Origin of the sequence: Microbacterium sp. LWH13-1.2 (assembly GCF_038397735.1) — a bacterium.
GTDB lineage: Bacteria > Actinomycetota > Actinomycetes > Actinomycetales > Microbacteriaceae > Microbacterium.
Genome location: NZ_CP151635.1, coordinates 157239 through 181175 on the forward strand (window position 1 = coordinate 157239; position 23937 = coordinate 181175).

At 66.4% G+C, this 23937-nt stretch carries 23 protein-coding genes and 3 tRNA genes; 12 read left to right on the forward strand and 14 right to left on the reverse strand.

The window, feature by feature from the left end:
• Window positions 1-72: 72 nt before the first annotated feature.
• The 3 genes from MRBLWH13_RS00610 (at window position 73) to MRBLWH13_RS00620 (ending at window position 2866) form a co-directional block, all read left to right on the forward strand.
• Window positions 73-1053, forward strand: coding sequence for an intradiol ring-cleavage dioxygenase (locus tag MRBLWH13_RS00610; RefSeq protein ID WP_341956425.1), 981 nt, complete (start codon window positions 73-75; stop codon window positions 1051-1053).
• Between the two features lie 267 nt (window positions 1054-1320).
• The gene (locus MRBLWH13_RS00615; RefSeq protein WP_341956426.1) at window positions 1321-1599 is read left to right on the forward strand and encodes a hypothetical protein; all 279 of its coding nucleotides are present in this window, start codon (window positions 1321-1323) and stop codon (window positions 1597-1599) included.
• Between the two features lie 145 nt (window positions 1600-1744).
• Window positions 1745-2866, forward strand: a complete 1122-nt coding sequence (locus tag MRBLWH13_RS00620; RefSeq protein WP_341958358.1) for an acyl-CoA desaturase — start codon at window positions 1745-1747, stop codon at window positions 2864-2866.
• Between the two features lie 78 nt (window positions 2867-2944).
• Here MRBLWH13_RS00620 and MRBLWH13_RS00625 read toward each other — a convergent pair whose 3' ends face one another.
• The 3 genes from MRBLWH13_RS00625 to MRBLWH13_RS00635 form a co-directional block, all read right to left on the reverse strand.
• Complete coding sequence (locus MRBLWH13_RS00625) at window positions 2945-3775, reverse strand: ABC transporter permease (RefSeq protein WP_341956427.1); 831 nt, start codon at window positions 3773-3775, stop codon at window positions 2945-2947.
• Complete coding sequence (locus MRBLWH13_RS00630; protein ID WP_341956428.1) at window positions 3772-4671, reverse strand: ABC transporter ATP-binding protein; 900 nt, start codon at window positions 4669-4671, stop codon at window positions 3772-3774. The genes MRBLWH13_RS00625 and MRBLWH13_RS00630 overlap by 4 nt, the downstream gene beginning before the upstream one ends.
• A 109-nt stretch (window positions 4672-4780) precedes the next feature.
• Window positions 4781-6220, reverse strand: coding sequence for a cell division initiation protein (locus MRBLWH13_RS00635; RefSeq protein ID WP_341956429.1), 1440 nt, complete (start codon window positions 6218-6220; stop codon window positions 4781-4783).
• A 318-nt stretch (window positions 6221-6538) separates the two neighbouring features.
• On the opposite strand from MRBLWH13_RS00635, the gene MRBLWH13_RS00640 reads away from it, so the two are divergent.
• Complete coding sequence (locus MRBLWH13_RS00640) at window positions 6539-7978, forward strand: hypothetical protein (RefSeq protein WP_341956430.1); 1440 nt, start codon at window positions 6539-6541, stop codon at window positions 7976-7978.
• 73 nt (window positions 7979-8051) lie between these two features.
• Here MRBLWH13_RS00640 and MRBLWH13_RS00645 read toward each other — a convergent pair whose 3' ends face one another.
• Window positions 8052-8555: a hypothetical protein gene (locus MRBLWH13_RS00645; protein ID WP_341956431.1), complete on the reverse strand. Its 504-nt coding sequence runs from the start codon at window positions 8553-8555 to the stop codon at window positions 8052-8054.
• A 72-nt stretch (window positions 8556-8627) separates the two neighbouring features.
• Here MRBLWH13_RS00645 and MRBLWH13_RS00650 point away from each other — a divergent pair, with 72 nt between their 5' ends.
• Window positions 8628-9362, forward strand: a complete 735-nt coding sequence (locus MRBLWH13_RS00650; protein WP_341956432.1) for a DUF2071 domain-containing protein — start codon at window positions 8628-8630, stop codon at window positions 9360-9362.
• On the opposite strand, the gene MRBLWH13_RS00655 is transcribed toward MRBLWH13_RS00650, so the two are convergent.
• Together MRBLWH13_RS00655 and MRBLWH13_RS00660 are read right to left on the reverse strand one after the other, a co-directional pair.
• Window positions 9343-10263, reverse strand: coding sequence for an AEC family transporter (locus tag MRBLWH13_RS00655; protein WP_341956433.1), 921 nt, complete (start codon window positions 10261-10263; stop codon window positions 9343-9345). The genes MRBLWH13_RS00650 and MRBLWH13_RS00655 overlap by 20 nt on opposite strands.
• A 319-nt stretch (window positions 10264-10582) precedes the next feature.
• Entirely contained in the window at window positions 10583-11206 is a 624-nt protein-coding gene (locus MRBLWH13_RS00660) for a GntR family transcriptional regulator (RefSeq protein WP_341956434.1), read from the reverse strand.
• A gap of 195 nt (window positions 11207-11401) precedes the next feature.
• Here MRBLWH13_RS00660 and MRBLWH13_RS00665 point away from each other — a divergent pair, with 195 nt between their 5' ends.
• Entirely contained in the window at window positions 11402-12568 is a 1167-nt protein-coding gene (locus MRBLWH13_RS00665) for an ice-binding family protein (RefSeq protein ID WP_341956435.1), read from the forward strand.
• Window positions 12569-12899: 331 nt separating this feature from the next.
• On the opposite strand, the gene MRBLWH13_RS00670 is transcribed toward MRBLWH13_RS00665, so the two are convergent.
• Together MRBLWH13_RS00670 and MRBLWH13_RS00675 are read right to left on the reverse strand one after the other, a co-directional pair.
• On the reverse strand, window positions 12900-13490 hold the full coding sequence (locus MRBLWH13_RS00670; protein WP_341956436.1) for a hypothetical protein: 591 nt from the start codon (window positions 13488-13490) through the stop codon (window positions 12900-12902).
• A gap of 18 nt (window positions 13491-13508) precedes the next feature.
• Window positions 13509-14516 carry a DUF262 domain-containing protein gene (locus MRBLWH13_RS00675; RefSeq protein ID WP_341956437.1) on the reverse strand — a complete coding sequence of 336 codons (1008 nt, stop codon included), beginning with the start codon at window positions 14514-14516 and terminating at the stop codon, window positions 13509-13511.
• A 577-nt stretch (window positions 14517-15093) separates the two neighbouring features.
• On the opposite strand from MRBLWH13_RS00675, the gene MRBLWH13_RS00680 reads away from it, so the two are divergent.
• Complete coding sequence (locus MRBLWH13_RS00680) at window positions 15094-15432, forward strand: plasmid replication, integration and excision activator (protein ID WP_341956438.1); 339 nt, start codon at window positions 15094-15096, stop codon at window positions 15430-15432.
• 74 nt (window positions 15433-15506) lie between these two features.
• On the forward strand, window positions 15507-15974 hold the full coding sequence (locus MRBLWH13_RS00685) for a hypothetical protein (RefSeq protein ID WP_341956439.1): 468 nt from the start codon (window positions 15507-15509) through the stop codon (window positions 15972-15974).
• Between the two features lie 162 nt (window positions 15975-16136).
• Here MRBLWH13_RS00685 and MRBLWH13_RS00690 read toward each other — a convergent pair.
• The 3 genes from MRBLWH13_RS00690 to MRBLWH13_RS00700 form a co-directional block, all read right to left on the reverse strand.
• Window positions 16137-16209: transfer RNA gene (locus MRBLWH13_RS00690), tRNA-Phe, on the reverse strand.
• Between the two features lie 70 nt (window positions 16210-16279).
• Window positions 16280-16353, reverse strand: a tRNA-Asp gene (locus MRBLWH13_RS00695).
• Between the two features lie 29 nt (window positions 16354-16382).
• Window positions 16383-16455: transfer RNA gene (locus MRBLWH13_RS00700), tRNA-Glu, on the reverse strand.
• A 211-nt stretch (window positions 16456-16666) separates the two neighbouring features.
• Between MRBLWH13_RS00700 and MRBLWH13_RS00705 the strand changes: the two genes are divergently transcribed.
• Window positions 16667-18037, forward strand: coding sequence for a M23 family metallopeptidase (locus MRBLWH13_RS00705; RefSeq protein ID WP_341956440.1), 1371 nt, complete (start codon window positions 16667-16669; stop codon window positions 18035-18037).
• 72 nt (window positions 18038-18109) lie between these two features.
• On the opposite strand, the gene MRBLWH13_RS00710 is transcribed toward MRBLWH13_RS00705, so the two are convergent.
• Entirely contained in the window at window positions 18110-18601 is a 492-nt protein-coding gene (locus MRBLWH13_RS00710) for an inorganic diphosphatase (protein WP_055869737.1), read from the reverse strand.
• A 90-nt stretch (window positions 18602-18691) separates the two neighbouring features.
• Entirely contained in the window at window positions 18692-19324 is a 633-nt protein-coding gene (locus tag MRBLWH13_RS00715; RefSeq protein WP_056515307.1) for a TMEM175 family protein, read from the reverse strand.
• Between the two features lie 98 nt (window positions 19325-19422).
• On the opposite strand from MRBLWH13_RS00715, the gene tilS reads away from it, so the two are divergent.
• Window positions 19423-20409, forward strand: coding sequence for a tRNA lysidine(34) synthetase TilS (gene tilS / locus MRBLWH13_RS00720; RefSeq protein WP_341956441.1), 987 nt, complete (start codon window positions 19423-19425; stop codon window positions 20407-20409).
• 129 nt (window positions 20410-20538) lie between these two features.
• On the opposite strand, the gene MRBLWH13_RS00725 is transcribed toward tilS, so the two are convergent.
• Window positions 20539-21132 carry a DUF937 domain-containing protein gene (locus MRBLWH13_RS00725; protein WP_341956442.1) on the reverse strand — a complete coding sequence of 198 codons (594 nt, stop codon included), beginning with the start codon at window positions 21130-21132 and terminating at the stop codon, window positions 20539-20541.
• Between the two features lie 137 nt (window positions 21133-21269).
• On the opposite strand from MRBLWH13_RS00725, the gene hpt reads away from it, so the two are divergent.
• Window positions 21270-21821: a hypoxanthine phosphoribosyltransferase gene (gene hpt, locus MRBLWH13_RS00730; protein WP_056309897.1), complete on the forward strand. Its 552-nt coding sequence runs from the start codon at window positions 21270-21272 to the stop codon at window positions 21819-21821.
• Window positions 21822-21935: 114 nt separating this feature from the next.
• Entirely contained in the window at window positions 21936-23936 is a 2001-nt protein-coding gene (gene ftsH / locus MRBLWH13_RS00735; protein WP_341956443.1) for an ATP-dependent zinc metalloprotease FtsH, read from the forward strand.
• The last annotated feature ends 1 nt before the right edge of the window (window position 23937 follow it).

A 23937-nucleotide genomic window follows, 5' to 3' on the forward strand; every position in this document is an offset into this window, starting at 1 on the left:
TCGGCTCCTCCGTGACCATGGGTGCATCGACAACCACATCGACAACCCGAACCCACCCAGAGGAGCACGATCATGACCCGCATCCCCGAACCCGTCCAGACGCCGGAGGGCCCCACCTACGAAGGACGGCTGCTCGACCGGGCGGATGAGGAGGTCGTCGATCAGGGCGCGGCCTTCGACATCCGCACCCTCGTGACCCGTCGTGGAGTGCTCGGTCTCGCAGGTCTCGGCGTCGGCGCGGTCGTCCTGGCCGCCTGCGCCCCCGCGGCGACCGGCACGTCGAGCACGAGCAGCAGCGACCCTACGGCGACGACCGAGAGTGACACGTCGACCGGCACCGAGACCGCGGCGGGGGAGATCCCCGACGAGACTGCAGGGCCCTACCCCGGAGACGGATCCAACGGCCCAGACGTGCTCGAGGAGGCCGGGATCGTGCGCCACGACATCACGACCTCGATCGACGGCTCGGCCACGGCCGACGGCATCCCGCTCACCTTCGAGTTCCAGGTGCTCGATCTGGCGAACGGTGGTACGCCCTTCGCAGGTGTGGCGGTCTACGCCTGGCACTGCACCGCGCAGGGGGAGTACTCGATGTACTCCTCAGGGCTCGAGGACGTCACGTACCTGCGCGGCGTGCAGGTGGCGGATGCCGAGGGCAAGGTCTCGTTCGCATCGATCTTCCCGGGCTGCTACTCGGGACGCTGGCCGCACATCCACTTCGAGGTGTACCCGGACGTCGACTCGATCACCGATTCCGCCAACGCGATCGCCACCTCGCAGATGGCGCTCCCCGAAGAGGCCTGTGCTGCGGTCTATGCGGACTCCCGCTACGACGGCTCGTCGCAGAACCTGTCGCAGACGAGCCTCTCCGCAGACAACGTCTTCGGCGACGACGCCGCGGCCCTGCAGCTGCCCACCATCACGGGAGACGCGGCCGGCGGCTACTCGACCACCCTCGTGGTCGGCGTCGACACGACGACCACCCCCACCGCAGGCTCCGCCCCCTCGGGTGGCGACGGCGGTCCCGGCGGTGGTCAGCCGCCGTCCAACTGATGCTGGGGGCGTTCGACCTCAAGCTCAATACCGTCCTCTTCTCGGGCGTCGCGCTGCCGAGTCCGATCTGGATGTACGAACTGAGCCGATCTGCTAGGCTGATGGTGCAGCGTGTGTTTCGGCCCCCCTCTAGGCCACCACGAAGCCACTGATCAGGGCCATCACGGACCAAGCGCATCGATGCGCGCGGCATCCGCCTTCGATCTCATCATCTTGCGGGCCGCGACATCGCGCGCCCGTCACACAGCAATGAGTATCACCATGAGCATGACCACTTTTTCGCCTTTCGACCCGCTGACCTGGAAACAGGCCGACACCGACGTGCACGTCGCGACCCGAGCCGGCGAATTCGCCGGTTTCGTCGAGTTCGACGGCACCACCCACCTCGCCCGCGACCAGCGGGGCACCGATCTCGGCTCTTTCGAGTCGCTCGACGATGCCCGCGACGCCCTCGAGGGGGCGAATACGCCGCAACGGCGCCCGTCGGCATTCTCGCGGCGACTGCGTCAGGTCCTGCGGCGCGGACCGCATCGGGCGCGCGCCTGACCATCGCCTGTGACCTCACACAGAGTCGTCACAGAGTCCGCGACGTATTCCCCACAGTGCATGTGAGGGGGGTTATGTTGAGGTAAGCGTTGGGCGATCTGCCTTGGGCTTTCCACAGCTCAAGGGCTCCAATCGACAGGAGAGCATCATCTCCATTGCACAGGTCGAAAAGACCGCAGCCACCCTCGGCCGTGTACGTCAGACGTATTCGGGCAACGCAGACATCCCCCCGATGACCCACGCCTACAAGCAGGTGTCCCAGGTCATCCGCGAGACCGGCCTGCTGCAGCGCGCCGGGTGGTTCTACATCTTCGTAGCCACCGGCCTCGCGGTGGCCCTCGGTGGAGTCGTCACCGGCTTCATCCTCCTCGGTGACAGCTGGTTCCAGCTGCTGATGGCCGCAGCTCTCGGCATCATCCTCACGCAGGTGGCGTTCCTCGCCCATGAGGCGGCTCACCGCCAGATCCTCTCGACGGGCCCGGCGAACTTCCGCCTCGCCCGCATCCTCGCCGCAGGCGTGGTCGGGATCAGCTACTCCTGGTGGGACTCCAAGCACACCAAGCATCACGGAAACCCGAACCAGGTGGGCAAGGACCCCGACATCGAGGTCGACACCATCTCGTTCCTCGAGACGGATGCTGCGCAGTCGCGCGGCCTGGTCCGCCTGATCACGCGCAAGCAGGGTTGGTTCTTCTTCCCGCTGCTGACGCTCGAGGGCCTGAACCTCCACTACCTCGGCGTCAAGCACCTCGTGACCAGCAAGAAGGCCAAGGGCCGCTGGATCGAGCTCGGGCTCATCGCTCTCCGCTTCGCGATCGTGCTCGTCCCGGTCTTCCTGATGCTGCCGCTCGGCATGGCCTTCGCCTTCATGGGCGTGCAGATGGCCGTCTTCGGCGTCTACATGGGCGCCTCGTTCGCGCCGAACCACAAGGGCATGCCGATCATCGACCCGAATGCTCGCCTCGACTTCTTCTCGAAGCAGGTGCGCACCTCGCGCAACATCCGTGGCGGATGGTGGGCCACCTGGCTCATGGGAGGCCTCAACTACCAGGTCGAGCACCACCTGTTCCCGAACATGCCCCGCCCGCACCTCTCGAAGGCCCGTGAGGTCGTGCGCGACTACTGTGCAGCCAACAATGTGCCGTACACCGAGACCAGCCTCGGCCAGTCGTACGCGATCGTCATCCAGTACCTCAACCGCGTCGGTCTCGCCGCGGGTGCCGATCCGTTCGACTGCCCTGCAGCCGCGCAGTTCGTCCGCGCGTAGACCTCTCGCGGCTCAGGAGCCGTCCTCCGCATCGAACGGCCCCATCCTCCGGGATGGGGCCGTTCGCGTGCCGGGCCGTCAGTTGCGTCTGATCCAGCGGAACGTCGCGCGACTGAGGATGAAACCCGCCACGAGCCATGCGGTGAGGGCGATCGCCACGAAGCCGAGCTCCCACGATCCGCTCGGCTCGGCCGCCGAGAACGAATCGGGAAGGATCGCCGCGCGCATGCCCTGAGCCATCCACTTCAGGGGGAAGACCGCAGCGACGTTCTGCAGCCATTCCGGCAGTGCGGTGAAGGCGATGTAGACGCCGGAGATGAACTGCAGCAGCAGCACGACCGGGATCACCACCGCAGAGGCGGTCTTTCCGGATCGTGGCACGGCCGAGAGTGCGATGCCGAGGAGAGTGCACGAGAGCAGCCCGAGCACGAAGACCCAGGCGAAGCGCCCCCAGGCCTCGGCGTCGGAAGGCAGCTCCACCTGATACAGGACGACTGCGACCACCAGGAGGAGCGTGATCTGCAGGATGGCGGTGACGAAGACCTCGCCGATCTTGCCGATGAAGTACGTGGCGGGTGAGATCGGAGTGCTGCCCAGCCTCTTGAGGGTGCCGTCGCTCTTCTCCACGGCGATCTCGATCGACAATCCCTGCATGCCCGACAGGAAGATGCCTCCCGCCACGAGCCCGGGGAGGTAGTACGTCGCCATGCTGATCTTGTCTGCGCCGTCGCCGATGTCGCCTGTGAAGATCGTCGCGAAGATGAGGTACATCAGCGTCGGGAACAGGAAAGTGAAGAAGACCTGATCGCTGGCGCGGAAGTATTGACGCAGTTCGAACGGGATGCGGCGGAGCCCGAGGCGGATGGTCCGAGCGAGCCCGAATCCGTCGGTGGCGGTCGTGGTGCTCATGCGGACTCCCTCGCATCGGCCCGCAGGCCGTCGGCATCGGCATCGGCGCCGACTCCGTGCTCGCGGATGAGGCCGAGGTAGATGTCCTCGAGTGTGGGACGCACCACCTCGAGGCTGTCCGGCTCGCCGCCCGCACGCTGAAGCTCGGAGACGACCGCACCGGGAGTCGTGGTGCGCTGTTCTCGGCGCACCCCCGCGGCATCCCTCCACCGCACCATCGGCGTCCGCGCCTCGGGGCCGCCGATCTCATCTATCCGACCGACGGCCACGATCCGACCGTCCGTGATCACGGCAGCTCGATCTCCGAGACGCGCCGCCTCGTCGAGGTAGTGGGTCGTCAGCAGGATGCTGGTGCCCTCCGCCTTCAAGGTGCGGATGAGCTGCCAGAACTGCTGCCGTGCCTCGGGGTCGAAACCCGTCGTCGGCTCATCGAGGAACAGCAGCTCCGGTCGGCCGATGATCCCCAGAGCGACGTCGAGACGTCGTTGCTGGCCGCCCGACAGCTTGCCCGCTCTCGATCGCTGCTTGTGCTCGAGCCCCACCGCGGCGATAACCTCGTCGACCGAGCGAGGGTCCGGGTAGTAGCCGGCGAACTCGGTGAGCAGCTCGCGCACGGTGAAGTTCCCGGCCTCGCCGGTGGACTGCAGCACTATTCCGAGTCGTGCCTTCCATGCCAGGCCGCCTCGCTGGGGATCGACTCCGAGCACGCGCACGTCACCGGAGGTGCGGTGTCGATAGCCCTCGAGGATCTCGATGGTCGTCGACTTGCCCGCGCCGTTCGGGCCGAGGAGCGCGAAGGTCTCTCCACGGCGGATGTCGAAGCTGATGCCGTCGACCGCGACGGCGCCGCCGTACTCTTTGCGGAGGTCCCGCACCTCGATCACGCTGTCTGTCATAGGTACAGCGTGCACGCTGAAGGGCCGGAGCGATAGCCGGGGGGGCATGAAACGGGGGCGTGGGCGGATATCCGCACACGCCCCCGTTTCGTCAGTCAGGAGAGGGTGCTCAGCGCGAGGCCTTCTCGTCGGACTCGACGACCTCGATCGTGATCTTGCCGTCGATGGTCTCGGCGTCGTCGTCGAGCAGCTCGTCTTCCAGCGCCTCGTCGCCGCGGAACTCCGAGGTCGGCTCGTCGGCCGCATCCGTGTCGTCGGCCTCGGTATCGTCGATCAGCTCTGCATCGATGGCCTCGACGGTGTCGAGCTCGTCGACCCCCTCGGCGTCCGCTGAGGTCCCGACGGTCGGCGCTTCGTTGCTGAAGATGCCGTCGGGGCGGATCAGCTCGCGGACCTCGGCCATGAAGCTGGCGAGCTGCTGCTGCTGCCAGCGCAGCTGCCTGGCCTGGTCTTCGGCGTCGCGCAGCACCGCGGAGGTGTGGCTCGTCACGGAGTCGACGATCTTCTGCGACTTCACGCGGGCGCGGTCGAGGGTGTCACGCGCCCGCACCTGGGCATCCGCCTCGATGGTCTGCGCCTGCGAGCGCATCAGGCGCTCGTAGTCGTCAGCCTTGCCCGAGATGCGCTGCGCGTGCTCGAGCGATGCGGCGACCTGCTCGTTCGCGTCGGTGGTGATGCGCTCGGCGTGGGCGACGGCCTGATTGTGCAGCACCAGGAACTCCTGCTGTGCGTCGTCCTGGCGGCGGGTGAGGGTCTCCTCGAACTCGAGCACGCGGGCGTTCATCTCGCGCACTTCGCGCTCGGCGTCCGCGCGCAGCTGCGTGGTCTCGCGCGTGACGAGAGAGCGCAGCGCCGCTGCGCCCTTCTCGGCCTCGGTGCGGATGGCCGTGGCCTCCTGCGTCGCCTGGTGCACCTTCTCGGCCGCGTGCGCAGCCTCGCGCTCGAGCGTTGCTTGGTGCGCGGTGTACTCGGTGTCGATCTTGAGACGCACCTGATCGGCGTCGTGCTGCGCCTGCGCGATGATACGCGTGACGTCGGCGTCGGCCTCGGCGCGCTGCGTCGTGACCTCTTCGCGCGCGGCAGCCATCAGGCGGTCGGCCTGAACCGCGGCGTTCTGGATGAGCACGTTCGCCTGCTCCTCGGCGACGCGGAGGATGGCCTCGAACTGCTCGCGGGACGGCGCTTCCTGGCCATCGGCCCGAGGAGTGTCGACGAGTTCGTTGGTGAGGGTGGCCACCTGCGCCTCGGTCTCGGCTGCCTTCGCCTTGGCGGCGAGCAGCTCGGCTTCGAGCTCTTCCCGAGCGATGCGCTCTTCGTCGCGGAGAGCCTCGACTGCATCCTCATGACGGGCCTCGGTCGCGGCGAGATCGGCCTTGGCCTGCTGCAGCTGGTTGCGCAGTGTGCTGAGAGCAGAGTCGACCTCGGCCTTGTCGTATCCGCGGAAAGAGGCGGTGAAACCGGACTGCTCGCGCTGCTGCTCGCGAGGGTTCTCTTCGATCAGCTTGTCGAAGAAGTCGGGGGTGCGGTCGTTGTCGGGTGATGCACTCATGGGTCAGCCTTTCCGGCGCAGGTCACAGGGACTGAGAACTGTGATGAGAAGTGGTGCCGTCGTTGTCCGGCTGCAGGTTGTCGGGGCGTCATCGGCAATACCACAGCCTAGTTGCGACGGCTGTGAGATGCACCCGGTCCTGGGGAGAGCGAGGGAGCGCAACCGTTGCGGCGGCCCGGTTCGCGGACTCTCACCGGAGCTCGGACGACATCTGATCGCTGCAATCGCGTAATGAAACATATCGATATGCATCTCTAAAGGTGGGGAGATGCGCACGTCGGGTGCGCGTTCGTGCGTTCGTGATGGGGAGGCCATCGGATGAAGTTCAGCAGGACACCGTTGACGCGGGGGGTCGCGGCAGTCGCACTCGGCGCGGTCGTGGCACTGGGGCTATGGGCAGTGGCTGCGCCTGCGAGCGCGGATGTGCCGTCGGAGCCCGCGGCCGAGTTCACCGCACCTCTGTGCGAGGGCACGACTCTGGACGACCCGACGAACGCGGCCGGCGTGGTGCAGAACCTCGCCTCCGTCTTCGGCACGCGGCTCGTCGAGTACAACGCGGGCAACATCGTTCCGCTGTACGACGTGTTCGGAGCGAACGAGCTCAACGGCTATCCCGCGGTGTGCGGCACCCGGTACGTCGAGGGCGTCGGCGCGGTCTCGGAGTGGATGTTCTGCACCGACTACTTCTCGCACGTGTGCAGCGGGGTGAACCAGAACGGGGATCTGCTCGACATCGACGGCAACGCGATCCCCGGGGTCGAGGCTCTCGACGACCCCAATCCGAAGCTCACCGCCGACCAGGAGAAGCTGATCGCGTATCTGATCCAGCACGGTCAGGAGACATATGCGGGCACCGGATACTTCTCGCTCAACGACGCATCGAGCGCCGTGGCGGATGAGACGTCGTGGGAGCGTGCTGCGCTCCAGGTCCTCGTCTGGTGCATCAGCGACCCCGTGGGTCCGACCCCCGCGGGTGCGGAGATCGACCGCGCCGCGACCTGCGAGACCAACATGAGCGCAGCGCGCCAGGCGGAGATCCTCGCCGGCCTGCCCGATGACCCCTCCCTGATCGTCGCGGGGCCCGTCGAGCCGCTCGAGGTCGGGCAGACCGCCGAGTTCTCGGTGACCACCGACATCTTCACCTCCTCGCTCGCAGTGTCCACGCAGGGCGTCGCAGGCACGCTGTCGGTCATCAGCGGGCCGGGTATCCTCAGCGGATCCGATCTGCAGGTGGCTGGAAGCGGAGAGCCCGTGACCGTGGTCCTGGGGCTCACTGCCACCGCGGCCGGCACCGCTGACCTCGCTGTGCAGGCGACGCCCGCGGCGACGACGCACATCGGATGGAATCAGAGCCCGGCGGTCGCCGCGGACAGCAAGCCGTGCCAGGTCTTCGCGACCTTCCATGCGGCCGACCAGGTGGTGCTGGGCGGTGTGGCATCGGCGACTTTCGTCGCCGTGGACACGGACGGTGATGTGGACGCCGGAGCCGGTGCGGGAGGAAACGCCGGCACGGGTGGCAACGCAGATGCCGGCGGGAATGCAGGTGCAGGGGGAGCAGGTGGCTCCGCCGCGGGCGCTGACGCCAACGGCGCGGGCAGTGGGTCCGGTGGAGCAGGTACTGCCCGGGGCGGCCTCGCCTCGACCGGTTCCGAGCCGATCTCGCCGGTCGTGCTGATCGCGGCTTTCGCGGCGGTTGTCGGAGGTGCCGTCCTCGCACTGCGGTCGCGCCGTGGTCAGGCGGCGACGGTCGAGGCCTGATCCGAGACGACGTCGTGTGAACAGAAACGGTCAGCATTGCGATGCTGACCGTTTCTGCGTTCGCGCGCAGGGACTACTCGAGTGACCAGGTGCCGGTGGCGTCGTCATGCCGATGGCGCAGCGCAGGCCCGGCGGTGGTCGCGACGCCGCGAGCGCTCGCGGCTGAGGCGATTCCCGAGCGCAGGTCCGCCCAGAACTCCGTGGTCTGCGGCTTCCCGAGGTACTCCCGGAACCGTTCGATCTGCACGCGAGTGCCGTCCTGGCCCTCGACGAGGCGGACGAGGGAGTCATCGGGGTCGACGAAACGGATGCCGTAGCCGCCGTCGGGAAGCACGGTGAACTTGCGAGGCTGCTGCAGTGCGACGCCGTCGACGATCTCGCGCGCCACGGGTTCGGGTGCGTGAAGCACGAGCGTGGAGCCGAGGTCGCCGAGGATCTCCTCGAGGCGGGATGCCGTGACGCGCTGCTCCGCGCGCTCTCCGGCTGTCCGGCTCGACCGCCGGACCCACCGCGGCAGGAAGACCGCGAGCACGATGACGGCGGCGATCAGCACGATGAAGAAGAGCGGGTTGTCCACGCGTCCAACCTACGGGCCAGACGTCGCGGAGAAGTCCTTGGAGTCATTTAGCTATAGTGCTAGATTCAGAATATGCCGATCATCCGCGATGTCAGAGCACAGCTCCGCAGGCGACTCCTCATCAGCTACCGCGTCGACCCGGTAGTCGCCGCGACGATGCTGCCCGACGGCTTCCGACCGCAGATCATCGGCGGGACGGCGCTCGCCGGGGTATGCGTCCTGGGGCTGGAGTCGATCCGGCCGAGCGGGGTCGATCGCCGATGGGGCCTCCGGTCTGAGAATGCCGCGCATCGGATCGCCGTCGAGTGGGACGGCCCGGAGAGCGTCGAGCAGGGCGTCTTCATCTTCGAGCGGCACAGTTCGGCGTGGCATCCGGTGCTGTTCGGCGGGCGGATGTTCCCCGGGGTCCATCGCAGGGCTCGTTTCCGCATTCGCGAGTCGGGCGACCGCTACGCCCTCACGATGCAGGCGGGGGCGCACAGTCTCGACGCCGACGTCGAGGTGGGCGGCGAGTGGACGAGCGGGGTCTTCGGCTCCGTCGACGAGGCATCGGACTTCTATCGCGCAGGTCGCATCGGATGGTCGCTGGGCCGTGACGGACGAACCGTCGAGCCGGTCGCCCTGTCGACGGAGGAGTGGAAGGTCGAGGGCGCGCAGCTGCACCATCTGCGGTCATCGTTCTTCGACGCGCTTCCCGAGGGATCCGCGGTCTTCGACAGCGTGGTCGTGATGCGGGATCTCCCGCTGGTGCTGACCGATGCTCGGCGTTTTGCGGATGCCGAGAAGCTCAGCCCAGCAGGAACATGATCAGGATCAGCACCGGGAGGCATCCGAGCGTCGTGAGGAACACCGTGTCGCGTGAGATCGTCTCGCCGATGTCGTACCGCTGCGAGTAGTTGAAGACGTTCTGCGCCGTCGGCAGCGCGGCGAGGATGACCACGATCAGCACCTCGGTCGACGACAGCCCGAACACGAATTCTGCGGCGGCCCACGCGATCAGCGGCATCGCGATGAGCTTGAGCAGAGTGGCGAGGATGATGTCCCGGCGGTGGCCCGGAGCGCCGAGCACTCGCTGGCCGTGGAGCGAGATGCCGTAGCTGATGAGCAGCACCGGCACCGCTGCGTCGGCGATGAGCTGGGCGGGCTCCATGACGATCGGCGGAACCGTGAGGCCGAGGACCGAGACGAGGGTCCCGAGCAGTGAGGCGATGATGATCGGGTTCGTCGCCGTGCGGGCGAGCGTCTTGCCCAGCGAGACTCTGTCGCTGGTGACCGCGTCGAGGATCGTGAGTGAGATCGGGGTGAACACCAGCAGCTGCATGAGCACCACGGGGGCGGGGTAGGCGGCACTGCCCAGCAGGTAGAGGGACAGCGGGATGCCGATGTTGTTCGAGTTGACCTGGCCGGCGGACAGGGCGCCGATCAGCGTCTCGCCGACGGGTCGCTTCCACCAGAGGCGCGCGACGAGGGTGTAGACCGCGATGATCGACACGGCGGCGATCGCCGAGACCGGCAGCAGCGCGGAGAACAGCATCTTCGCGTCGGCGTGAGCGAGCACCGTGAACAGCAGGAAAGGCGAGAGCACGAAGAAGATGAGGCGGCCGAGCACGTGCCGGGCGTGTGGCCCGAGCAGATCGATCCGTCCGAGCACGTAACCGAGGGCGATCGCGACTCCCACGACGGCGAATCCGGTGAGAGTCTCGAGCATGGTTCGAGCGTACCGAGGCCGGGTTCACGTCGTCGCAACGGCCTGAACACGCGGCCACGGAAGGCTTAGCAGGTCGAGCGACTCCGCGTCAATGGCCGGGCCCCGACGAGCGTCAGGAGACCTGTCGCCATACGCTGGAGTAACGACGAGCCGCAGTATGCCGCTCTCCGTCGGTCGAACCAGACGGTGCCCTCGAGTTCTCTCGGTCTTGAGCGCCCACATGGGGGTGGGTGCGCTTGCGGACCTTCTCAATCGACTGCTCCGGTCCTCCCCGTTCGGGCGAGGGAGGACCGGGACCAACTCCGTCGAGTCGATCCGGCTACTTGAAGCGGAGCATCCTCTGCACGGCCTTCACGCCGGCATTCGCACTGCGGGCGCGCATCGCCGATTCGAGCTCCTCGAGGGAGTCTCTTGTATTCACGCGCGGCTCGACGAGGTAGAGGTCGCGGAAGACCAGGTACCAGAAGTCGCTCAGCATCAGCCGGTAGAGATCGTTGAGCGCGCGGTCCGTGAGGAACTCGAAGAGCTCGACATGCGTCTCGATCCAGCCCTCGCCGGTCTCGACCGATTCGATAGCGTCGTGGATCAGCTCGCAGGCGATGACGAGGTCCTTCTCGGACAGTGCGAGCGCTGCCTCGCGAATGATCTCGCCGCCCTGCGACGCGGCGAACTCGCGGGTGATGCGCGAGCGCTCATCCGTGATGTCGGTCACCATCGAGTAGCGGTTCGCGTGCACCTCCATCAACCCGGCGCGGGCGAGACGCTGCACGGCCTCGCGCACCGGCGTGCGCGTGACGCCGAGGTCGTCGGCGATCGCCTTGTCGCTCAGCTTCGCCCCCGGAGCATAGGTGCCGTCGGCGATGGATGTAGCGAGGCGGCGGAAGAGCTCGTCCGGCCCCAGGTTCCGCTGCGCCCCAGGCGCAACGGGAAGTTCAGGTCCCATATCGATATATTACTTCCCTTAACAAAGGAAGCGTGTCTTTGCGGGTTCCTCGCCTCCAGCGCCACCGAAGGTGACGATTGGACCGTCAATTCTCGGCACTGCCCTCGGCGCCGAAATATCCGTGATAGACCTACAGCAGGCGCTGACCTGTTGACGCGGTCGATGACGATGCCCCTCCTTAATGGAAGGTTCGTCATGCTCCGCACGCGCGCCCTACTGTGCACGATCGCCGTCGCGGCGTTTCTCACCCTCGCGGTCGTGCCTCCGGCGACAGCCGCAACGACGATCGACGGTCCGATCGATCTGGGTACCGCCGCCCCCTTCGCGGTGCTGGCATCGTCGACGGTCACGAACACCGGACCGTCGGTGATCGGCGGCGACGTGGGGCTCAGCCCCGGTACGTCGATCACGGGGATACCCCCTGCGGTCGTCAACGGCACCGTGCATGCGACTGACGCCGTCGCGGCCGAGGCTCAGGCGGATCTGACCACGGCTTACGGCGTCGCTGCAGGGCTCACTCCCATGGCGTCGGGCCTGGGTGATCTCACGGGTGCGTCGCTCACGCCGGGCGTTTACGCGGGAGACACGCTCTCGGTGACAGGGCAGCTGACTCTCGCCGGAACCGCCGAATCGGTCTGGATCTTCCAGGCGGCATCGACGCTCACCATCGGATCGGGCGCGATCGTCACCGTGACCGGCGGCGCGAGCGCGTGCAACGTGTTCTGGCAGGTGGGAAGTTCGGCCACGATCGGCTCCGGTGCGCAGTTCGTCGGGACGGTGATGGCGGACATCTCGGTGACTGCGCAGACCGCCGCGACCATCACCGGTCGTCTCCTGGCACGCACCGGTGCAGTGACGCTCGACACCGACACCCTCACCGCCCCGACCGGCTGCACCACCACGCCGGGCACAGTCACCACGAGTCCCGAGGTCACGTCTGCGTCGCCGCCGACGGGGCGGGTCGGTGTGGACTATTCGCACACGATCACTGCGGAGGGTGCTCCGCAGCCGGAGTACTCCGTCGTGGGCGGGGCGCTTCCGCCCGGCCTGGTGCTCGACGCCGTGACCGGGATCATCTCCGGACAGCCCACGGTCGCCGGAGCCTACCTGTTCACCATTCGCGCAAGCAACGGTGCTTCCCCCGACGCGGATGCGTCCTATGAGATCACGATCGCGCCCGCCGTGGCTCCGGCCGCCGAGAACGACGGTGGTGCAGTGGATTCGGCTGGCGAGCTCGCAGAGAGTGGTCTCGACTCCGGTCCGGCGTCACTGGCGATCGCGGTCGCATTCCTCGTCTGCGGGGGCGTTCTGACGGTCGTGCGTCGGATCCCTGGGCGTCGCTCCGCGTCGATCCCGCGATAGCGGGATCACGTGAGAGAGGCTCTCGCCGAGCGAATCGAGTGGCGCAGAGGTGTGCGGAGATTGCTCGGAATCCGGACCTGACCTGGAAAAGCGGAAACCCCCGCCATGTAGAAGCTAGGCGAGGGTTCCTAAGGTGACTGTAATGATCACCCTGTGGCTCCGACGGGCGTCGATCCCGTGACCTCACGATTTTCAGTTGGATGTGGTGGGGCAGTGGGTGCTCGTTGGTCGCCGTTTGCCGCGAGATTCTGGGTTAGTCGTCACGGTTGGCCGCGGCTGGTCGAGGGTGGTTTCAGCGGAGCGACCGGCACAGAACCGGCACGGAGAGTCCCTAGCCCTTCACAACCGAACGCGCCACCGCGCGGCAAGTCTGGATGTACGTCTGGAGAAGGTTAGGGCTGAACCGGGGGCTGAGCAGAAGGTGGCCAGGAGACGCGCCATTGATGTGCGCTCCGTAGTACTTCTTGACCACGTCCTTGTATTCCGAGACGCCCGAGTGAGCGACCTTGTTCCGCACGATTCGCATTTCTTCAAGCTGGCCGGCAGCCGCGACGCAAGCTGAGTGGAGGTTCTCGTTTGGGGCGAGGATGTGCTTGGTGGCGTCGCGGACAAATTTTGGCTTAGACCACTTGAGGAGAACAGGGCTGTTTCGGTTGTAGGTCCGAAACCCGGCCTCAGCCGCGGTTGTGCTTCGAAATGACGGCACGAGCAAGACAGCGCTGGTCCCATCCACGTACGGCGCGCCGCAGGCTAGACGAACGGCGACACCTTGCAGGAATTCTTGCAAGTCGTCGAACAGTCGCATCATGATCAGCTCGGCAAGGAGCTTTCGGACCTGGTGATCGGCGATCGATGGGAGACCCTGCGCCAGAACAGTGTGGCGCGCGCTTTTTTGCAGGAAGAGCGCGTGTGCGACTTCCACCCGAGGGGCTGGCATGGCTCAAGACGCAAGGAAGTCCGAGATGTACTGGAGTCGAACTTCTCGAGCCCTGATGCGCTGTGTGCTGGATGTGCATGCCGCGACGAACTCCAGGTCTGCCGGAGGACGCTCGGTAACGGGACGAGGATCGTTGAAACGTGCGTCGATATCGCTAAGTGCACGCTCGAGTTTGGCCGTGGTAGGAATTCGGCTGAGTGCAGCCAGCGCGAGGACCAACGAGTAGTACACGGGCGGTCGCGAGAAGATGGTCTCTCGAACGTAGGTGGGATCGACTGAGGCTATCGCGCTGTACACGCGTTCCAGCGTGGTCTCGACGTTGTTTCGTTCGGGGAAGTCTTCATCCCACTTCTTGTATGCGTTGTCGATGCGGCGCGCGCTGTAGTCTTCCATCCCGTCGACCAGCGCCATTGTGATCTCCGCTGTGAACTGAACCTCCACCATGCGGGAGATGTCGTTCGCTGAGAAGATGTTGAGACCGCGCCATAGAGGAAGGCGTCCGGCAGCCTCGCGAAGGCAGAACTGGTGAAACTCACCGCTGTACTGCGCCGACCTCTTTTCCTGGGCGTTGAGAGTCTTGGAGACTGCATTCAATCGCCCAAAAATCTCGATCACGTCCCCATCGTCCGCTCCAATCAGGTACGCGACCGGCAGCTTCGACATCAGAAAGCGCTCTCGCTGCGTCGCTGTCAATGATGAGAACTTGACGCGGCGACCGTGATCAGGATGCCTGGCCGTGAACTTGTCCTCTCGGAAGTCGAGGATGGAGCGGATGCGCTGCTGGCCATCAACCACCTCCTTCACGGTTCGTTCCTTCTCGAGGTCAATGGTGTGACGGATATAGATCGACGGCACCGGCATCAACTCGAAAATCGAGTTGACTAGGTAGGCCTTGTGGGCGTTCGTCCACACGGCGCGACGCTGATACCAAGGCGAAATATTCAGTTCGCCCCGCGTGTGTGCATTGATGATGTCTTGAATCACCATCGACTCGTAGTCAACGCGTTCCATGTAGTCGCTCCAATGCTCGTCTTCCGCACGTCACACTACCGGCTGTGCGCTCGCGGGGTCGCCGGGCTGTGAAGAGGAGCGCGCGGACCGCAGCGCAGCGAGGACCGCACGCACCGCAGGCGCAGCCCGGCGACCAGGCCGGCCGGAGGCCGGCCCTTGAATGAGTAAAGAAAGTTCTCACAGTTCGGATGCCGCAGCGCCTGAGGGTGTCACCTCCAGGCAGACTTGCCGACTGCGATCAGGGTTGTCGCGTGCCGCTGATCGTCGTGGGGTGATCCGCCTGGCGTCGAGTTCCCCCGTTTAGATGGGGTTGACTATCGCGAGATTCCGACATTTTCCTCCAGTGCATTCTTAGCTTTTGACCTGGCTCTTTTTGCCATCGGAGTTCGAGAAGGGTGCGCTTATAGTCTTGTCCGGAGCTGATGGGAAGCCAGAAGGCCTCCGAGTGTGTCGGGGTGCCTTCGCAGTCTTGAGCTGTACCCGCAACTGCGGGAACACAACTCAAACAGGAGGACACCATGGCAATCCAGACATCTATTCCGGTCAACTTCGAGGCGTACTTCCCACGCGGGGCTTCATGGTCGGCGAAGTCGAGCCCGTCGTGAAGTGGTCGGATGACGGACAGCGTCAGGGGCAGGATCTCGACAAGAACACCGGCCACCCTCTGTGGCAGGTTCGCGTAATCGACGCCGATCCCGACGCTCGCAAGGGGCAGAACGAGGTCACCGTCAAGCTCGCGAGCATCGCGGAGCCAACTGCGCCGCCGGAGGCCAACGGCCTCCCGTTCCGCCCGATTTTCTTTGAGGGGCTGTCTGTCACTCCCTACGTCAAGGAGACCGGTGGCCGCCCTCGTGTGGCGTACTCACTCCGCGCAGCAGAGATGAAGCCTGCTCCGAAGTCTCGCGGCGGTGAGTGATGGCCTATCCGCGCTCCGTGCTCCGCCAGTACTGGACAGGGGAGAGGCCCCGGCTGTGGCGCATTGGTCGGTGGATGCTCGGAACTGCGTTGATCCTGGCGCCGTTCGCCTTCTTCCTCCAAACCCCACGAAACGTGATCGCGCTCCTGATTGTCGCCATGATCGTCATCGTCGTCGGACGGCGGTTGCTGGCTGGTCGAGACATGCATGCAGTCCTGTTGCGTCGGTGGCAGAGAGAGATGTCCTTGCACGTGCAGGCGGCGTGGCCGGCTCTCGCGCACACGCTGCGCTTGCAGATCCGAACCCTCGACGGACGGACGATCTTCGCCGGTCTCGGGGCTCCTCGTTGGGAAGGCATGACGCTGGTTGCCGCTGTCTTTCTCCCGCAGGGCCTCGTGCGTGAGGATCTCGTGTCCGCCAGCGACCGGATTACGCACGCCTTCTCCGCGCTCCGCGCCTCCGTGCACGGACAGCAGATCAGTGCTCTCCAGTTGCACATCGAGTTCGTCGACGCCTTCGGGCGACCACCTCATCGCCGTTAGGGGCGGGTTGGTCGCGATGGGAGACGCCGACTGAGAGCGCCAATGGCGGCTGCGAGGGTCTGGGCGGTTTCGTCTCGCTTCGCTTCTCACTAAGAAAAGCGGAAACCCCCGCCATGTAGAAGCTAGGCGAGGGTTCCTAAGGTGACTGTAATGATCACCCTGTGGCTCCGACGGGCGTCGATCCCGTGACCTCACGATTTTCAGTCGTGCGCTCTACCAACTGAGCTACAGAGCCATGCGACCGGCTGAACCTGCCGCATCTAGACGAAAGGCCCTTCTCGAAGAAAAGGGCCCGTCGCTTAGAGCGACCCTGACGGGACTTGAACCCGCGACCTCCGCCGTGACAGGGCGGCACGCTAACCAACTGCGCTACAGGGCCATACTTGTTTTCAATTGTACCGGAAGGAGTGACCCCAACGGGATTCGAACCCGTGCTACCGCCGTGAAAGGGCGGCGTCCTAGGCCGCTAAACGATGGGGCCGAAGTCTGTCCCGGAGGACTTCCTTGCCGACGCTCAAGCATAAGGGAAGATTCGAGCAAAACGCGAATCGAGGGCGAGCCTGCTGTCGCCCGGGCGTGTTCGGGGGGACGATGAAGTCGTATCACTGTGCCCTCAAACCCTGTCCGCTACCTGTTGCGGATGTGAAGGATGTTGTTAGTGTGGCATTTGTGAAACCGGCGGAAGGGGCCGTGTGAACGACAAGCACTCCTCGAAGGATGCTGCCACGGCATCCGACGATTGCGGCTGCGCGCCCACACCTGCAGAAAGCCGAGCGTTCTGGAAGAACGGCTCGGTCACTCGTCGGAGTGCGCTCACGATGGGCGCACTCAGCGTCGTCGCGCTCAGCGCCTTCGGTGTCTCCTCCGGGGTGACCGCCGCATACGCCGCGACATACCCCAGCTGGGACGACGTACAGCGTGCCATGGCGAACCAGTCCTCCAAGGCCGCCGAGGTCACGCGCATCGAGGGGCTCATCCAGTCGCTCACGCAGCGGGTCGCCGACGCTCAGGCCAAGGCACAGCTCGCCGGTGAGGAGTACAACACCGCACAGCTGGCGTACTTCGACGCGATCGCCGTCGCCGAGGAGCTGCAGGCTCAGGCCGACGCGCAGGCCGTCGTCGCCGACGACGCGACCAAGAAGGCCGCCCAGCTCGCCGCCCAGCTCTACCGCAACGGCGGCGACGACACCGCCCTCGAACTGTTCTTCGCCGGCTCCGCAGACAACGCCGACGAGCTGCTCTCGCGCCTCGGCTCGATGGACAAGGTCTACCAGTACAACCAGACGGTCCATGACAACGCGGTCGCCGCACGCAACTCCGCGCAGTCGCTGACCGATCAGGCCGTCGTCGCCCGCACCGAGCGCGACCGTCTGCAGCAGATCGCCGAGCAGAAGATGATCGAGGCGCAGGCCGCAGCGGATGCCGCTCAGGTCGCTCTCGACGAGCAGACGGCGAACCTCTCCACGATGCAGGCTCAGCTCGCAGCCCTCAAGGATGCGACGGCCACGACCGTCGCGGGCTACCAGGAGGGCGTGCGCGTAGCCGAAGAGCAGCGCAGGCAGCGCGAGGCCGCCGAGGCCGCAGCGGCCGCAGCCGGGAACAACGGCGGCGGCGGCGGAGGAGGCGGTGGGGGCACCGGAGGATCACCGGGAACCGGTGGATGGGTACGCCCGCATGGCGGCCACCGCAGCGCCGGATACGGCCCGCGCCCCAAGCCCTGTGCGGCCTGCTCCGGCTACCACTACGGGGTCGACCTCGCCAACGGCTGCGGAGCGGCGATCTACGCGGCGAACTCGGGGACCGTCGACTACGCCGGCCCGCGAGGGAACTACGGCAACTACATCCGCATCCAGCACGGCGGCGGCGTCTCGTCGGGCTACGCCCACATCCGCGACGGCGGATTCGCCGTCCGCAACGGCGCGCGGGTGAGCTCCGGTCAGGTCATCGCCTATGCGGGCAACACCGGAGCATCCGTCGGGTGCCACCTGCACTTCGAGGTCTACCTCAACGGGGCGTACACGAACCCGATCACCTTCCTCGCCGACCGGGGCATCTCGGTCTGAGACGAGCGTCTGCGACGAAGAAGACCCCCGACCGCTGAGCGGAACCGGGGGTCTTCTTCGTGAAGCAGAGAGTCAGTGACCCTGCTCGCCGAAACGGACGATCGCCTCGTCGAGGATGCGCTGCGCCTCTGCGGCGTCGCCCCACTCGTCGACCTTGACCCACTTGTTGGGCTCGAGGTCCTTGTAGTGCTCGAAGAAGTGCGCGATCTCCTTCTTCGTGTACTCGGCGATGTCGTCGATGTCCTGGATGTGCGCCCAGCGGGGGTCCTTCGAGAGCACGGCGACGAGCTTGTCGTCTCCGCCGGCCTCGTCGCTCATCTTGAGCACGGCGACGGGGCGCACCTCGACGACGACGCCCGGGTAGATGGCGTGGTCGAGGAGCACGAGCACGTCGAGCGGGTCGCCGTCCTCGCCGAGGGTGTTGTCGAAGTAGCCGTAGTCGGCCGGGTACCCGAAGGTCGTGTAGAGCACGCGGTCGAGGTGCACTCGTCCGGTCTCGTGGTCGACCTCGTACTTCACGCGGCTGCCGCGCGGGATCTCGATGACGGCGTCGTGTGCGCCCATGCGTGTGCTCCTCAGAAAAGACGGTTGGATGCCGCGCACTAGCCTACCTGCGGGCGGCCGAGCGCCTCTGACGTCTTCCGCAGCGAGACGTCAGCCCGCCGCGCGGCGGCGCAGTGCGACACGGTCCAGCAGCTTCGTCACGACGCCGCTGAGCAGCAGGACGAGGAGCCCCGCGTACCCATAGGGCTGGACGAACACCGCGATCGCCAGGGCGATGAGAAATAGGATGATGGCGGCCAGATCGCCGATGACCCCCGCCCGCAGCGTCTCGACCGGGGTGGTGGTGAAGTCGGGGTGGCGAAGCAGATAGAGCCATCCGGCGAGCGTCGTGACCTGCGTGAGGATCAGGGTGCCGATGTAGACCACCGGCTGCAGCAGGTCGGTGTCCATCTGACCGATCATCGCGGTCGGCACCGGCAGCCAGACGATGGTCGCCATCCACGCGATGTTGATCCACAGCAGAGGGCTCGTGATCCACTCCACGTCGCGGTACTGGCGGTGATGTCCCATCCAGAACGTCGCGATGAGGACGAAGCTGAGCCCGAAGCTCAGCAGCTGGCCGGAATGCTCGTCGAAGAACTCCGCGGTGCTCAGCCTGTTCGATGCGGCATCCGACACCGACTCCATGAGCGGCAGGATCAGCAGTGTCATCGCGATCGCCACCACCGCATCGACGAACGCCTTGAACCGCTCGGTCCGGAACCGCACTGTGTGTTCTCTCATGTCGTCAGGGTGTTCTGCCACGGCGCCAGGTTAGGACCACATGCACACGCCGCGCGACCACCGTACGGCGATCCGTCGTCGTGATCTACCGTGGAGCTGTGCCCTCGCTCTCACCCGCCATCGCCGAGATCCGCCTCGCCGTGCGCACTGCGCTCGCCGATCTGCCCGAGGGGTCTGCTGTCGTCGTCGCGCTCTCCGGAGGTGCCGATTCGCTCGCCCTCGCCGCGGCGACCGCGTTCGAAGCGCCCAAGCTCGGCCTGCGAGTGGGGAGCCTCACGGTCGACCACGGTCTTCAGGACGACTCGGATGCCGTCGCCGCCCGCGCCGCGCAGACAGCGACAGCCCTCGGACTCGGCGCCCTCATCGTGCGCGTCGACGTGGGCGACGAGGGCGGCCCCGAGGCGGCGGCACGCGATGCCCGATACCGGGCGCTGAAGGATGCGGCAGCGGATGTCGGCGCGTCGGCCGTGCTGCTCGGACACACTCTCGATGACCAGGCCGAGACCGTGCTGCTCGGGCTCGCCCGCGGATCCGGCGCCGCGAGCCTGCAGGGCATGGCGCCGGTGCGCGAGGACGACGACGGAGTGCGGTGGGTGAGGCCGCTGCTCGGGGTGCGGCGCGAGACGACGCGCGCGTTCTGCGCGGCATCCGATCTCGAGGTCTGGGACGACCCCCACAACTCCGAGGACCGCTTCGCGCGGGTGCGCGTGCGCGAGCGGGTCCTGCCGGTTCTCGAGTCAGAGCTGGGACCGGGCATCGCCGAGGCCCTCGCCCGCACAGCCGAACAGCTTCGCGAGGATGCGGAGGCGTTCGACGAGATGATCCACGAGACCATCGAGGACATCGTCGAGCATGCCGAGGCGGGGATCTCCGTGAGTGTCGCCGCTCTCGCCGCCAACCCTGCCGCTCTCCGCAACCGGATCATCCGCCTCATCGTCGACAGCGAGTTCGGCGTGAGCCTGACGAGGCTGCAGACCCTCGAGGTCGCGCGTCTCGCGACGGACTGGGCGGGTCAGGGGCCCATCGATCTGCCCGCGTGCTCCGCGGCCCGGCTCGGCGGACGGATCGTCTTCGCCGCGCGCTGAGTCGGAGCACCCGTTTCGTCTCGCTTCGCTCGCTCGACGACCGGGGCCTGGCTCAACGACCGGGGCCTGGCTCAACGAGTGAGGGCGGGGAGCGACCGACGCGGCGCGCGCCGACCGCCCCGCCGGGTGCTACTTCTTGCCTCCGCCGAGCAGGCCGCCCAGCAGGTCGCCGATCCCGCCGCCGCCCGAGGACTTGCCTCCGCCGAGCAGGCCGCCCAGCAGGTCGCCGATTCCGCCGCCGCCCGAGGAGCTTCCTCCACCGAGCAGGCCACCGATCACATCGCCGATTCCGCCGCCGCCGGACTGCGCCTCTGCCGTCTCGGTCTTCGTCGACGTGCCCTTGGTCGCGTTGGCGATCAGGCCCATCACGATCGGGGCGAGGATCGGGAGCAGCTTGCCGAAGTCGATGCCTGCGGTCTCCTTCGACTCGGTGAGCTTCTGCGTGACCTTCTTCTCGTCGGCGCCGAGGATGTGCGAGACGATCTTGCCGCCGTCCGCCTGGTCGATGTCGTCGACCTTCGAGGCGCCGGCCTTGCCCTCGTGGCGCTTGAGCGCGCTCTCGATCGCGGAGGAGCCCTCTGGGGTCGAGGCGTTCTTCGCCAGGCCGCCCAGCAGCACGGCGCCGCCCTGCTCGACGGCGGACTTGGCGACCTCGGGGGAGACTCCGAGCTTCGCGGCGATGTCGTCGATCGGGACCTGCGTGAGGATGTCGTCGAGAGCCATGGAGATTCCTTCCGTCTGGGGCATCCGCCCGTGTCACCGCCCAGAGTAGTGGTGTGTCAGCGCCCGCACACGGCATTCTCGGCCCTATCTGCGCATAGTGGACGAGACCATGACTGAGCGTCGCCTAAAATCGATCCATGCGCGCCGCGGAAATCCAGGACGACCTTGCTCAGATCCTCGTGACCGAGGAGGAGATCATCGCGAAGCTCGACGAACTCGCGACTCAGGTCGCGGCCGACTACGAGGGCAAGGAGCTCGTCCTCGTCGGCGTCCTCAAGGGTGCTGTCATGGTCATGGCCGATTTCGCCCGCGCGCTGCCCTTCCACGCGCCGATGGACTGGATGGCCGTCTCGAGCTACGGCGCGAGCACCAAATCGAGCGGCGTCGTGCAGATCCGCAAGGACCTCGACACCGATCTGAACGGCAAGCACGTGCTGATCGTCGAGGACATCATCGACTCCGGCCTCACCCTCAGCTGGCTGCTCGAGAACTTCGAGTCGCGCGGTGCCGAGTCGATCGAGGTGCTCGCACTGTTGCGCAAGCCGGAGGCCGCAAAGGTCGTCATCGACTGCAAGTACGTCGGCTTCGACATCCCCACCGACTTCGTCGTGGGCTACGGCCTCGACTACGACGAGCGCTATCGCAACCTCCGTGACGTCGCGGTGCTGGCGCCCCACGTCTACAGCTGAGCGCGTTTCATCTCGTCGCAGGCGCCTCGCTCGACGACCGGGCGCGGTGTCCCGATACGCCGTGGGTGAACGCACAGCGGCCACCTAGGGCGCGCGCGATACGCTGATCCGACCATGGATGTCAAGAAGCTCACGCGGAATCCGCTGATCTACGTCGCCCTGATCGGCCTGCTGCTGTTCGGCGGCTTCCTTCTGATCTCGAACCTCGGCGCGCCGAAGCAGATCACGACCCAGGAGGGTCTGAAGCTGCTCTCCGGCGAGTCCGTCACCGAGGTCGTCAACACCGACGGCGACCAGCGGGTCGACATGACGCTGTCGAAGGCGTTCGAGGGCTCCGAGAACGTGCAGTTCTACTACGTCGATGCGCGTGCCGACGAGGTCGTCAAGGCGATCAACGATGCCGACCCGAAGGACGGCTTCAACGACGCCGTTCCGCGTGCGACCTGGTTCGACGGCATCCTCTCCCTTCTTCTTCCCCTCGTGCTGCTCGGCCTGCTGTTCTGGTGGCTGCTGTCGTCGATGCAGGGCGGCGGCGGCAAGGTCATGCAGTTCGGCAAGTCCAAGGCGAAGCTCGTCAACAAGGAGACCCCGACGGTCACCTTCGCCGACGTCGCCGGTGCCGACGAGGCGATCGAGGAGCTCCACGAGATCAAGGAGTTCCTGCAGGATCCGGCCAAGTTCCAGGCGATCGGTGCCCGCATCCCGAAGGGCGTGCTGCTGTACGGCCCTCCCGGAACCGGAAAGACGCTGCTCGCCCGCGCCGTCGCCGGCGAAGCCGGAGCGCCGTTCTACTCGATCTCGGGTTCGGACTTCGTCGAGATGTTCGTCGGTGTCGGTGCATCCCGTGTGCGCGACCTGTTCAACGTCGCCAAGGAGAACTCTCCCGCGATCATCTTCATCGATGAGATCGACGCCGTCGGTCGTCACCGTGGCGCCGGCATGGGCGGCGGAAACGACGAGCGCGAGCAGACGCTCAACCAGATGCTCGTCGAGATGGACGGCTTCGACCCGAACGCGAACGTGATCGTGATCGCGGCGACGAACCGCCCCGACATCCTCGACCCCGCCCTGCTCCGCCCCGGTCGTTTCGACCGCCAGATCGGCGTCGACGCCCCCGACCTGCGCGGTCGCCAGAAGATCCTCGAGGTGCACAGCAAGGGCAAGCCGCTGTCGAAGAGCGTCGACCTCGAGGTCGTCGCCCGCAAGACCCCAGGCTTCACCGGAGCCGATCTCGCGAACGTGCTCAACGAGGCCGCCCTGCTGACCGCGCGCTCGAACGCGCAGCTGGTCGACAACCGCGCCCTCGACGAGGCCATCGACCGCGTGATCGCCGGTCCGCAGCGTCGCACCCGTGTGATGAAGGACAAGGAGAAGCTCATCACCGCGTACCACGAGGGCGGTCACGCTCTCGCAGCGGCGGCGATGAACTACACCGACCCCGTCACGAAGATCACGATCCTGCCTCGCGGCAAGGCTCTCGGTTACACGATGGTGCTGCCGCTCGACGACAAGTACTCCGTCACGCGCAACGAGCTGCAGGACCAGCTCACGTACGCCATGGGTGGCCGCGTCGCCGAGGAGATCATCTTCCACGACCCGACCACGGGCGCATCGAACGACATCGAGAAGGCGACCTCGATCGCCCGCAAGATGGTCATCGAATACGGCATGACCACCCAGGTGGGGCCGGTCAAGCTCGGCTCCGAAGGCGGCGACATGTTCGTGGCGCGCGACATGGGGCGTGGCCGCGAGTACTCCGAGAAGGTCGCCGAGCGGGTGGATGCCGAGGTGCGAGCGCTCATCGAGCAGGCCCACAACGAGGCCTATGAGGTCATCAGCGCCAACCGCGACATCCTCGACAGGCTCGCGCTGGCTCTGCTCGAGGAGGAGACTCTCGACCACAACCAGATCGCCGAGATCTTCACCGAGGTGAAGAAGCTCCCCGAGCGTCCGCTCTGGCTCTCCAGCGAAGACCGTCCGGTGTCGGAGCGGCCTCCGATCGAGGTCCCGAAGAAGGATGTCTCGCTCGCCGCATCGGTCGAGGCTCCCTCGGCGGCTGCGCGCACGCAGCCGGGATCCGCGAACGCCGGTCAGGCACGACCCGCGACGGCCTGAC